The sequence below is a fragment of the Gynuella sunshinyii YC6258 genome (assembly GCF_000940805.1).
Lineage (GTDB): Bacteria > Pseudomonadota > Gammaproteobacteria > Pseudomonadales > Natronospirillaceae > Gynuella > Gynuella sunshinyii.
The window spans coordinates 4,240,312-4,253,048 of record NZ_CP007142.1; the positions used below are offsets into that span (position 1 = coordinate 4,240,312).

Consider the following 12,737-nt stretch of genomic DNA (forward strand, 5'->3'; position numbering starts at 1 on the left):
CCAGAACATCTGACCGTTCAGTTTAACGCGTTGCCGGCATCTTACTTACTAAAATTTCCTCTCAGACACGATCAGTGTAAAATCCCGCGCCTCTTGTCAGCACTGTTCCGGTTAACATCAATGATTCCACGCTTACATGAAATATCGAACACGCAAAAGCTTTATCTGAACTTTCTCAGGCGTCTGGAAAAAGACGGTTTTAAAGGCGACATCAGTCCAGAATATGCCGAAAGGGTGGTATCAGCGACCGACAACTCAATTTATCAGGTACTGCCACAAGGTATCGTCTATCCAAAAAATATCGATGACCTGGTGTTATTAGCCAGAGTCAGCCATGAAGAACCGTTCCAACAGATTGTATTAAGCGCCCGCGGTGGCGGCACGGGTACCAATGGTCAGTCTCTTACAGATGGCCTGGTCGTCGATATTTCGAAACATATGAATGCCATCCTGGAAATCAACGCCGAGGAACGCTGGGTACGGGTCCAGGCCGGGGTTGTCAAAGACCAGCTAAATGCAGCATTGAAACCATACGGGCTGTTTTTTGCCCCTGAGCTGTCAACCTCAAACCGTGCCACCATAGGCGGAATGATCAATACTGACGCCTCCGGGCAGGGCTCCGTCATGTACGGTAAAACCAGAGATCATGTATTGGCGCTGAAAACCGTCTTGCTCGATGGAACGGTCATAAACACTGCACCCGTTGAACCCGACAAACTGTCACAGCTGACCAGCGGTGAAGACCGTATCGCATCCATTTATCAAACCGTGGCAGATATTTATGATCAGCATCAGGCAGACATCAAAGCCCTGTTCCCACCGCTGAACCGTTGCCTGACCGGATATGATCTTGCCCATATCCGGGATGAACAACAGCGGATTAATCTGAACAATATTCTCTGTGGCTCCGAAGGTACACTTGGCTTTATTACCGAAGCAACACTCAATGTACTGCAGATACCGAAGACCTCGGCACTGGTTTGTGTGCAATATGGTGATTTTGAAACCAGTCTGCGGGATGCGCAGGCGCTGATGGCATGCCACCCAACATCCATCGAAACGGTGGATTCAAAGGTGCTTGGCCTGGCCAAGGATGACCTGATTTGGAACTCGGTTGCACAGTTCTTTCCGGAACCGACCGGACAAACTGTCGCGGGTATCAATTTGGTGGAATACACCGCCGACACCGATGAAGAACTCAAACAGAAAGTTGCCGTCATTCAGGCGGAACTCGATGCGGTCTGTGGCAAAGCCGGAAAAGCCATACAATATGCTATAGCCTGGGGCCATGAACAGGTGAATCAGGTATGGAATATGCGCAAGAAATCTGTTGGCTTCCTGGGTAATGCTCAGGGCGAAGCCCGGCCGATTCCATTCGTTGAGGATACAGCAGTGCCCCCGGAAAATCTGGCCGACTACATCATGGAGTTTCGAGCCATTCTGGACGAATATAACCTGCAATATGGCATGTTTGGTCACGTCGATGCTGGTGTCCTTCATGTCCGTCCAGCATTAGACATGAAAGATCCTGAGCAGGAAAAAATGGTTCGGGTGATCACCGACAGATTGGTCTCATTGATACGGAAATATAATGGCTTGTTATGGGGTGAACACGGCAAAGGCGTCCGCTCTGAATATGCCCCGGATTTCTTTGGCAACCTGTACCCTCAATTACAAAAGATCAAACAGGCATTTGACCCCCACAACCAACTTAATCCCGGAAAAATTGCCACCCCGCTGGAGTCACCGGTACAACTGCTTAAAATTGATAAAGTTACCACCCGTGGACAACTGGATAGAACAATAGAACAGGATAGCTGGCAACAATACAGCGAATCCATGTACTGTAACGGCAACGGTGCCTGTTTCAATTATGATGCAGCCGATGCCATGTGTCCGAGCTGGAAAGCCACTAGAATACGGAAATATTCCCCCAAAGGTAGATCATCTCTGATCCGTGAATGGCTACGATTATTATCCGACAAACAAGTAGACACGGTTCAGGAATCAGGCATAGCGAACTACATCAGCTGGCCGGTTTCAATCATTCCCAGACTCTTTAATACGCTCAAAAAGCGTAATGGTGAATATGACTTCAACCATGAAGTATACGATGCTATGTCTACCTGTCTGGCTTGCAAAAGCTGCACTGGCAGCTGTCCGATTAAAGTGGATATTCCGGAATCACGGGCCAAGTTTCTGCATCTTTACCATGCTCGTTATCTGCGCCCGCTCAAAGATTACCTCATTGGCTCACTGGAATTTCTGATGCCAACCCTGGCGTTATGGAAGGACCTCTATAACAAACCCATCCGCTGGAAACCGGTAAACTGGTTCCTGCGCAATATTGCCGGCATGGTCGACAGTCCATTAATTTCCGACATTTCATTAAAGCAGGAAATGAAAAAGCACCAATTGCCATGGGCCACTGCCCTGAACATCAGCCGATTAAGCAAAGAGCAGAAAAACAAAGCGGTTATTTATGTCCAGGATGCATTTACCAGTTATTTTGATACCCAGGTCGTGGTGGATACATTACTGGCCCTGCGTGCACTTGGATTCCATCCAATGGTCATGCCTTACATGGCGAATGGTAAACCGTTGCATGTTCATGGTTTCCTGAGTCGTTTTCAGAAAACAGCCTTTAGAACTGCTAACAAACTGAAAAAGATGCAAAACACCGGTATTCCACTGATCGGGCTTGATCCATCTACAACCCTGACCTACCGCGCTGAGTATAAAAAATATCTGGAAGGCAACCCGGTGAATGTCATGCTTATTCAGGAATTCCTGAGCGAACGGCAGGATGTATTTGCCGACAAGACTCTGCATTCTGATGATGCGTTTCATATTTTGGGACACTGTACCGAAAAGACCAATGCCGCCTCTTCCATCCAACAATGGCAACAGGTCTTCAAAGTCATTGGCCTGACCCTGAATGAAATAAAAGTAGGCTGCTGCGGTATGGCAGGCACGTTCGGCCATGAAACCAGAAATCAGGACATTAGCCGTAAAATATATGAACTGTCGTGGCAGGGGCCGGTCAAGAACCCTAAAAACCAGGGCAAACTACTCACCACCGGATATTCATGCCGTAGCCAAGTGAAGCGCTACGAACACCAGACTCTGCTACACCCCATGCAACAAATTCTGAAAAGCCTGAGTGAAAAAAATGACTGAATGGAGCCCATCAAGCTGGAGGGCCAAACCAGCGAAACAATTACCCACCTACCCTGATGCTGAACAACTACAGCAAGCAGAGCAGACACTGGCCAAACAACCTCCTCTGGTATTCGCAGGAGAAGCCCGGCAACTGAAAAAAGAGTTGGCGAAAGTCTGTGAGGGCAAAGCCTTTTTACTACAGGGTGGAGACTGCGCTGAAAGTTTTCAGGATTTCAGCAGTTCAAATATCCGTGACATGTTCAAAATCCTGCTGCAAATGGCCGTCGTGCTGACCTATGGCGGTCAAAGTCCGGTCATCAAAATCGGTCGTCTGGCCGGCCAATTTGCCAAACCCCGCTCCAGTGATACTGAAACCATTAATGACATAACCCTGCGCAGCTATCGGGGGGATATTATCAATGGCTTCGGGTTTACCGAGTCGGACCGCATTCCCGATCCGGCCCGCATGGTGCAGGCTTATCATCAGTCCTGTGCCACTTTGAATCTGATCCGGGCTTTTGCGGCGGGTGGACTGGCCGACCTCAATGAAGTTCACCGGTGGAATCTGGACTTTGTCAGTAAGAGTCCGTTGGCAGATCGTTATGAGAATCTCGCCCGCCGTATTGATGAAACTCTGGAGTTCATGAGCGCCTGCGGCATTAGTGCTGAAAACACACCGCAAATCCGCGAAACCAGCTTTTACACTTCCCACGAAGCATTATTGTTACCTTATGAACAGGCACTGACGCGGGTAGACAGCCTGACCGGTGACAGCTATGACTGCTCTGCTCACATGCTTTGGATCGGTGACCGAACCCGTCAACTGGATGGTGCGCATGTGGAATTCTGCCGGGGCATTCATAATCCTCTCGGCCTGAAAGCCGGCCCTTCAACCGATCCCGATGAATTGCTTCGTCTAATCGAAACACTAAACCCTCATAATGAAGCTGGCCGCCTGAATCTGATTGTGCGGATGGGTGCCAACAAAGTTGCCGACTATTTCCCGGCGCTGCTGCGCAAGGTCAAAGAATCCGGCTACAAAGTGGTGTGGAGCTGCGATCCCATGCATGGCAACACAACCCAAACTTCAAACGGTTATAAAACCAGAGCTGTGGACAACATATTGAAAGAAGTTAAATCCTTTTTTGATATCCATGATGCCGAAGGCACCATTGCAGGTGGCGTGCACTTTGAACTGACCGGCAAAAATGTCACGGAATGTATTGGTGGGCAATTTCAACTCACCGAGCAAGACCTCGCCACCAGTTATGAAACGCAATGTGACCCCAGACTGAATGCCGATCAGGCGCTTGAGCTGGCGTTCCTGATTGCCGACGCCATTCGACCCGGACATCGAGCGGTAAAAGTTTAAAGCCAAAACTCCACTGACGGTGCCGAATATCTGGTACCGTCTATGGCAGAGCTACTGACCCGAAAATGAATAAAACAACACATATCCGTTTAAACCAATCACCACTGCACAAATCAACACACTAATAACGGTTACCCATACTGGGTTAACCAGGCTTCCCATTAAACGACGACTGGCGGTAAACCGTAATAACGGAACCAGGGCAAAGGGTATTCCGAAACTCAACACAACCTGACTACCAACCAATGCTTTCTGTTCTGACACTCCCATCATAATAACCATTAATGCCGGTGCCATCGTCAACAAACGACGCAGACTCACAGGTATGGTGAAACGAACAAACCCTTGCATCAATACCTGTCCGGACATGGTGCCAACAATCGATGAGGATAAGCCCGCTAATAACAGTCCCAATCCAAACACTATGCTCATATAGTCTTTCCCTGACAGTGAGGACAGCAACTGAAACCCCTCACTGATGGTGACCACCTCTTCATGTCCATTGGAATGGAAAATTGCCGCCGCAACCGCTAACAAAGCCATGTTCACAATGCCAGCCAAGGCCATGCCTACAATCACATCCCAACGATAAAATCTCATCTGTTTACAACGATCAGAACTGTCGACCGAATGAACCCGGTTCTGCAATAAAGCGGAGTGCAGATAGATGACATGCGGCATAATCGTGGCACCTAATATTCCTGCAGCCAGATATACGGAATAACCATCAGGAAATGAAGGTATCAACGCACCTTTGGCTAACGAAAAACCATCTGGCCGGCTGCTTATCAATTCGAACATAAACCCTCCAGCAATAGCCATTACCATAGCACCGATAATCATTTCCATCAGACGAAAGCCAAATCGTTGCAAATAAAGCGCTGCATAAGTTACCAGACCGGTCAAAAAAGCACCGCTCATCATAGACATACCAAACAACAACTTAAACGCCAGCGCCGCTCCGAGAAACTCAGCCAGATCAGTAGCAATTGCAACCACTTCGGCTTGCAGCCAGTAAAACCATACGACAGGTTTGGGAAAATGTTCACGAATCAACTCGGCCAGATTGACTCCTGTTGCCAGGCCCAATCTGGCAGACAATGACTGAATCACCATCGCCATCAGATTGGCAACCAGAACGACCCACAACAAGGTGTAACCATAACGGGAACCAGCCTCAATATTTGTGGCGAAATTACCAGAATCCACATAGGCAACCGCTGCGATCAACGCCGGCCCAAACATAGACAACCAGCTCAGATGCCTTCCACGTCCGGAGAAAAACCGACTGAACGGAATGCCGATAGATTGATTTGAAATAACCTGCAGCGTTGTCATAAAAACTCCATAAATACCGATTCTGGCAATACAGTGATCTTTTTAATCGGAATTTCTGGAATAGAACATTGTGTTTTTTTGATGATATTGATAAAGATTTTGAATGATTTAGATCAGTTATGGTGATATCGAATACCACAATTTTTGCGGTGTAGACAAAGGTTGCAAGCAGATATCAAAAACATTGTCACTGAGTCTGCTTATCAGCCATTTATCCTCATAACACATCACTTATGATGGCCCAGGGCCAATTCATTAGCAGAGATCAGACACCAAAGGATGTATCTGATGGCCAGATCCCTGTAAGAGATCTCTAACCGATAAAAAGGAAAACCATGAGATCACTTGCAAAAACAGGACTGTTATTCTCAGTTGCGCTGACTGCACAATTTTCAATCGCCGCTCCATACGACACGGTTGTTCATCAGTTCGGTTTCACTGAAAGCTATAACAATATACACGGCACACCTATTCCAAATCTCACTCTGAATAATGTGACTGATGGTTCAGTAACTGTGGTTGAATCTGAGACGACGTCAATTACTGAACTGAACCAGTTCACCCTGGAGTTTGCCAATGCACCGTCACTGCGTGTCTCCAAGCTCTCAAAAGACAACACTGGAACCTACTATTCAATGTGTAGTTCAGGCAGTAACAATGTATTTGTGGGCAGTGTAAAAAATCAATGGCTGTTCAGAGAAGTTCAAGTTGTCGTATGTCCGCAAGGCGCTCCAATGGACTCTGAAATGGAATTCAAATATGGCATCTATGCCAAAACATTTGAAAAATATGATTCCTCAAATTCAGGCTACATGGAAAACCTGCTGTTATCAGAAGGCTCATTTCGCGCTGCCGATGTAACACCAAATCCAGTCGCTGATGTTTATACGACTGAATTTAATAACAAGCGGTTAAGCTTGCGGTTACTGAAGCAACCCATGACGGTATACACCCCCAGTCAGGGCATGCAATACGGTGTTGCGATCAAGGCTAACTGGCTTGGACATGGCGAGAAAGTGCTGATCGTCAACAGCTACGACATCCCTGTTACATCGTTCACTCAGTCTATTGCACTGTCAGCTGAGCCCGAAGGGGATCCAAATATGATTACCATTACCTATATGGAAAACAGTGACGCGCCAAATACCAGCAGAATGATTAACTTACGGGATTTGCTTGAATCCGCCTACGGGCCTTTGTAATTCAAGATAATGGTTGTTTGGTTAACAATGAAGTCCGGCGTTCTATCATGAGCGCCGATTTCATAACCACACAAGAGTCTTTAAATTCTTCATTCATATAACGGACGGAGGATAAAACCAGCGGCAGAGATAAAAAACACGGATCCATGAAACGTGTTTTCAGAGAATTAATCGTCAGAATTTTAATAACAGCAGCAATGAGTTAACCAATCCACCCCCGCAGCCTCGCTTTCAAACGGTTGGCAGCCTGAGAATGAATCTGACTGACACGGGACTCGCTAACTCCCAGTACCTCACCAATTTCCTTGAGGTTCAATTCTTCATCATAGTACAGCGACAGCACCAACTGCTCCCGCTCAGGAAGACTTTTGATCGCCTCAATCAGGTGACTACGCATCAGATGCTGTTCAACCTGTGAATCCGGTGTTCCAGAGCTTTGAAGTGGCTGAGGTGAATGTTCATAACCGGTTTCAGCCGGCTGATTCTGATCCAGCAGATCTTCATAACTGAATAATTTTGATCCCTGGGTATCCTGAAGTAACGAATAGTACTCATTCAACTCGACACCCAGTTCTTCTGCGATTTCCTGGTCCGATGCATCCCGGCCCACCCGGGCCTCGACGTTATGAATCGCCTCCGAGATTCTGCGCGAATTACGATGCACACTTCTCGGAACCCAGTCACCTTTACGAACTTCGTCCAGCATGGAGCCACGAATACGAATACCTGCATAGGTTTCGAATGTCGCGCCCTTGCTGCGATCATAGTTTCTGGCCGCCTCAAACAGACCCAGCATACCGCTCTGGATCAGGTCTTCAACCTGAACACTTTCAGGTAACCTGGCTTTCAGATGATGAGCAATTCGCTTCACCAGAGTGGCATGCTCTGTCACCAGCTGCTCTAAACTTTGATGTGCCGTTTCGTACATGGCCGGACCATAGGTAATGACAGTCAAAATCAAGAAACTCCCGCAATCAACCGTTCTACAAAGAACTCCAGATTACCACGAGGGTTTTGCGGCAAAGGCCAGTTTACCACTTTGTTGGCCAATGCCCGATATGCCAGAGCCGCCTTACTACGGGGATATAACTCACATACAGCTTTTTGCCGCTGTACTGCTTTACGAACGTGTTCGTCAAACGGTACAGCGCCCACAAACTGCAGATGCGCATCCAGGAATCGTTCTGTTACCTTAAACAGCTTGTTGTACAACTGCTGCCCTTCCTGAGGGGTACGAACCATATTCGCCAGAATTTTAAAGCGATCAATATTACAGTCACGATGCAACAGTTTAATCAACGCATAGGCATCCGTCACAGAGGTCGGCTCATCACATACAACACAAATGGTTTCCTGTGCAGCTCCCACAAAACTGGTCACTGTTTTGGAGATACCAGCAGCCGTATCGACGATTAATACATCAATGTTTACAGCCATATCACTGAAGGCATTAATGATACCTGCGTGTTCCATTTCCCCAAGATTAGCCATTCGGCCGGCTCCTGAGGAGGCAGGGATGATTTTAATTCCCAGAGGCCCATCAACCATTACATCAATCAGGTCGCAGCGCCCTTCCAAAACGTCTTCTATATTTTTTCCGGAAGGCAGGCCCAGCAAAATATCAATGTTGGCAAGCCCCAGATCAGCATCCAGAATGACAACTCTTTTGCCAAGCTCTGCCAGTCCTATTGCCAGATTAACCGAGACGTTACTTTTACCAACGCCACCTTTTCCGCCCGTCACGGCAATCACCTGTACAGGTTCTTTCATCACCTCTAAGCTCCGAAATGCAGTTCTGTCAGTATAGGTCAAATTTGTTGAATAAGGGTTACCCATCAGTTCACCATCAGATGTTGTTCCGCATTGCGGCTATAGGCATCCGGCTTTTGTTCATAACGTTTACGCCAACTGGTAATTGCCCGGCTGACAATATGATGTCCTCGAGCGACATGAATGTCCTCAGGAATATTCTGACCATCGGTCCAGTAAGCCATAGGTAACTGTTTCTCCATGACCAGACTCAGTGCCGGACCTAACCGGCAGCTTTCATCCACTTTGGTAAGCACACTGGCGTAAAACGGATAACGACTGAAACGATCCATATAATCCTGAATCACGTCCATGGTAGTTGTGGATGGGATAACAAGAATATTCCGTACCTTCGAAGACATCGTCCCCGCAGCCAGCGAATCGAGAAAGTATTCGGTCCCTTCCCGACTGCCACAAGTATCGATCAAAATAAGTCTTTTACTCCGACTGTAACGCTGCAATACGTCTTCCAAAGTCAGCGTATCATCAGGGCTGATAAAATCGCATTGAAGAATTTTGGACAATGTTTTCAGCGTATCCTGAGCACCAATGCGAAACTGATCCATAGATACCAACAACAACTGATCAGCCCCCTGCTCCATGACAAACCGCGCAGCCAGTTTTGCCAGGGAGGTCGTTTTTCCGGAGCCGGTCAGACCGTTAAAAGCATATATGCCACCTTTGCGTACCAACTCGGTCTGACACGTTTCAATGCGACTGGAAACAATAGCAAGCGCCTGTTTCCAGCGATCTTCATTTCCCAAAGAAACTGGAACTTCCGCCAACAGCATCTTGACCAAATCGATAGAAAGGCCAAACTGAGACAGCTTTTCCGCCACCGGATCAACAGATTCATTGGCCCCATGCCGCAATGGAATAATCTTTCTCAATTCCTGACTCTGTTGTTCAAGTAAACGGCGAAGATCCTGAATCTCACTGCGCATACCACTGATCTCTCTGGACTCACCGGCTCCAGACCGAGTTGCCGCCGCAGACTTATTCGTAGTCATTGCTCGCGGTGAAGATTGGGGTTTCGCTGGTTTATGAACCTGTGGCTTTGACTGAATCTGAGCTTTTGGTTGATTGTATTCAGCATGCTTTTTTTGGTAACCACTCAGCTGAGTAACCGCCTGAGCCGCCGGATTTTTTTTCAACGGCCCGATGGAAGACAACAACCCCATTAAATGTTCTTTATCTACTGGTTCCCTGTCAGTATTGGTGGCACGAATGATCTCTGCTCCATCCGGCTCTGAATATTGATACATCCTATCGGCCGCAGGGTGCTCAACAGCCGCAAGAATTTCGACCCCGGAACCCACTTTACGGTTCGACAATATAATGGCTTCATCACCAAACTCGGCCGATATTTTCTTCAGGCCTTCTGACATTGAGCGCGCATGGAATCGTTTGGTTTTCATGGCATAAACACCCTACGTTAACTGTTTATCCTTCAAATAAACGGACCAAAAAAATTGATGGCTCCGATGCGGTCGGCGATTGAATCTATTTTCCGACCGTGGCCACAATGGTGATCTGTTTATTATCAGGAATCTCCTGATAAGCCAGCACGGTGATACTGGGAATGCTGTGCCGTAAAAACCTGGCCATCATCATCCGTATCGCTCCCCCTACCAATAAAACGGCAGGGTTACCTTTCATTTCCTGCTCCTGAACCGCCCGTGCCAGAGAACCCTGAAGTTTCTCTGCCAGACTCGGTTCGAGCATGATAGTGTCAAGAGAACCATCTTGTCCGGCTTGCTGTATTGTTCTCAGCAATAACTGTTCCAGGTCTCTATCCAAAGTAATAACAGGCAGATCCGGCGCATTACCAACGATGTTCTGAACGATCAGGCGACTTAACGCAGTACGGGCAACCGCGGTCAAAACGTTAGGATCTTGACTCTTCGGCTGCAGGTTCGTCAAAGCTTCGGCGATGGAACGCATATCACGAATGGGAACCTGCTCAATGAGCAGATTCTGCAATACCCTTAGAAGCAGGCTGATAGAGACCGTATTGGGTACCAGTTCCTCAGACAATCGAGGACTCGCTTCTGCCAGCCTGTCCACCAGTTTCTGAACTTCTTCATGTCCCAGCAGTTCATGGCTGTGTTTGCTTAAAATCTGATTCAAATGCGTGGCGATGACCGTAGAGCTGTCCACCACGGTATACCCAAGAGACTGCGCTTTTTCACGCTTGCCAGGTTCAATCCATACCGCATCCAGCCCAAAGGCCGGATCTTTGGCAGCCAGTCCGTCAATGGCGCCGAACACCTGTCCCGGGTTAATGGCCATTTCACGATCAGGATATACCTGGTCTTCTGCAATCGTGACCCCCATCAGGGTGATCCGGTAGGTATTCGGCATCAGATCAAGATTGTCCCGGATATGAATACTCGGCATCAAAAAGCCGACATCCTGCGACAGTTTTTTTCGAACCCCCTTGATTCTGTTTAACAGTTGCCCACCTTGGGAACGATCAACAATAGGGATAATCCGATACCCCACTTCGAGACCAACCATATCGATTTGCTGCACGTCGTCCCATGACAATTCCTTATTTTCATTTTCCAGGGCAGGCACCGCCGCTGCCCCAGGTCCGCCACCATCCTTGCTAACAGGAGCAGCTTTACCAGCACCTGCACCGCCACCTTTTGGGGGGGCCAAAGCTTTTCCGGAACCATCGGCCGGGGCTGCTTGTTTTCGATATATAAACCAGGCACCAAAACCGGCAACCAGCGCCAAACCGAGAAAAACCAAATGGGGCATCCCGGGAATGGATCCGAGAATAGCCAGCAGCACAGCAGATATCATCAAGGCTTTGGGTGAACCGAACATCTGATTGACCACCTGATCACCCATCTGCTCACTGGATGAGTTACGGGTCACCATGATCGCCGCAGCTGTGGACAACAATAATGACGGGATCTGCGCCACCAAACCGTCACCAATGGTCAGCAGTGCATATTTCTCAACGGCATCACCGAACTCCAGTGAATACTGCAATGTGCCGATGGCCAGCCCGCCAACGATATTGATCAGCAGAATCAATACCCCTGCAACCGCATCACCACGGACAAACTTTGAAGCACCGTCCATGGAACCATAAAAATCGGCTTCCTGGCCCACTTCCAAGCGCCGGGTCTTCGCGGTCTCTGCATCGATCAATCCGGCATTCAAGTCCGCATCAATAGCCATCTGTTTACCGGGCATGGCATCGAGGGTGAACCGGGCACTGACCTCTGATACCCGTCCAGCGCCTTTGGTTACAACCACAAAGTTGATAATCATCAAAATCGCAAAAACCACCAGACCGACCGCGTAGTTCCCTCCAATCAGCACCTCACCAAAGGCCTGAATGACTTTACCTGCCGAGTCCCCCCCTTCATGGCCGTACATCAACACCACCCGGGTCGAAGCAACGTTCAGAGACAGACGCAACAACGTGGAAATCAGCAAAATAGTGGGAAAGACCGCAAAATCCAGCGGCCGCAGGACATAAATTGACACCAGCAGAACCACAATGGCCAGGGCAATATTGAAGGTAAAGAAGATATCCAATAGAAACGGCGGAACCGGCAGCGTCATTAATCCCAGCAACACCAGCAACATGACCGGAACCCCAAGATTTCCGCTCAGTATCCGACGACTATTAGACTGCAGGCTGCCGACAATTTCCTGACGGCTCATATTTCGGACGTTCTTGACTGCGGAAAAATCTATCAGGGCCATACTTATAAGGAGTCACTTATTTGACGGAAATTAAGGATTGCTAAAAGACTCTGCAAAAATATTGCCTGTTTTGATCTCGACCAACGGCTGCCTTAACTTTTAAAGGGCATTCATCTACAATGCGC

Annotated in this window: 8 protein-coding genes; 3 read left to right on the forward strand and 5 right to left on the reverse strand. The window is 48.1% G+C overall.

What is annotated here, in order from left to right; translation table 11 throughout:
* The first annotated feature begins 120 nt into the window (after positions 1-120).
* Together ydiJ and YC6258_RS17635 are read left to right on the forward strand one after the other, a co-directional pair.
* Positions 121-3,180: a D-2-hydroxyglutarate dehydrogenase YdiJ gene (ydiJ, locus tag YC6258_RS17630; RefSeq protein ID WP_044618100.1), complete on the forward strand. Its 3,060-nt coding sequence runs from the start codon at positions 121-123 to the stop codon at positions 3,178-3,180.
* Positions 3,173-4,534, forward strand: coding sequence for a class II 3-deoxy-7-phosphoheptulonate synthase (locus YC6258_RS17635; RefSeq protein ID WP_044618101.1), 1,362 nt, complete (start codon positions 3,173-3,175; stop codon positions 4,532-4,534). Before ydiJ ends, YC6258_RS17635 begins: the two co-directional genes overlap by 8 nt.
* A gap of 51 nt (positions 4,535-4,585) precedes the next feature.
* On the opposite strand, the gene YC6258_RS17640 is transcribed toward YC6258_RS17635, so the two are convergent.
* Positions 4,586-5,872: an Nramp family divalent metal transporter gene (locus tag YC6258_RS17640; protein ID WP_082070779.1), complete on the reverse strand. Its 1,287-nt coding sequence runs from the start codon at positions 5,870-5,872 to the stop codon at positions 4,586-4,588.
* Between the two features lie 335 nt (positions 5,873-6,207).
* Between YC6258_RS17640 and YC6258_RS17645 the strand changes: the two genes are divergently transcribed.
* Positions 6,208-7,074, forward strand: coding sequence for a hypothetical protein (locus YC6258_RS17645; protein WP_044618102.1), 867 nt, complete (start codon positions 6,208-6,210; stop codon positions 7,072-7,074).
* A 202-nt stretch (positions 7,075-7,276) separates the two neighbouring features.
* Here the strand turns inward: YC6258_RS17645 and YC6258_RS17650 are convergent, their stop codons facing one another.
* From YC6258_RS17650 to flhA, 4 genes are all read right to left on the reverse strand, one after another.
* Entirely contained in the window at positions 7,277-8,002 is a 726-nt protein-coding gene (locus YC6258_RS17650; RefSeq protein WP_044620162.1) for an RNA polymerase sigma factor FliA, read from the reverse strand.
* A gap of 29 nt (positions 8,003-8,031) precedes the next feature.
* Positions 8,032-8,844 carry a MinD/ParA family ATP-binding protein gene (locus YC6258_RS17655; protein ID WP_044620163.1) on the reverse strand — a complete coding sequence of 271 codons (813 nt, stop codon included), beginning with the start codon at positions 8,842-8,844 and terminating at the stop codon, positions 8,032-8,034.
* A 65-nt stretch (positions 8,845-8,909) separates the two neighbouring features.
* Complete coding sequence (gene flhF / locus YC6258_RS17660; RefSeq protein ID WP_044618103.1) at positions 8,910-10,301, reverse strand: flagellar biosynthesis GTPase FlhF; 1,392 nt, start codon at positions 10,299-10,301, stop codon at positions 8,910-8,912.
* A gap of 85 nt (positions 10,302-10,386) precedes the next feature.
* Positions 10,387-12,570: a flagellar biosynthesis protein FlhA gene (gene flhA / locus YC6258_RS17665; RefSeq protein ID WP_044618104.1), complete on the reverse strand. Its 2,184-nt coding sequence runs from the start codon at positions 12,568-12,570 to the stop codon at positions 10,387-10,389.
* Positions 12,571-12,737: the final 167 nt, after the last annotated feature.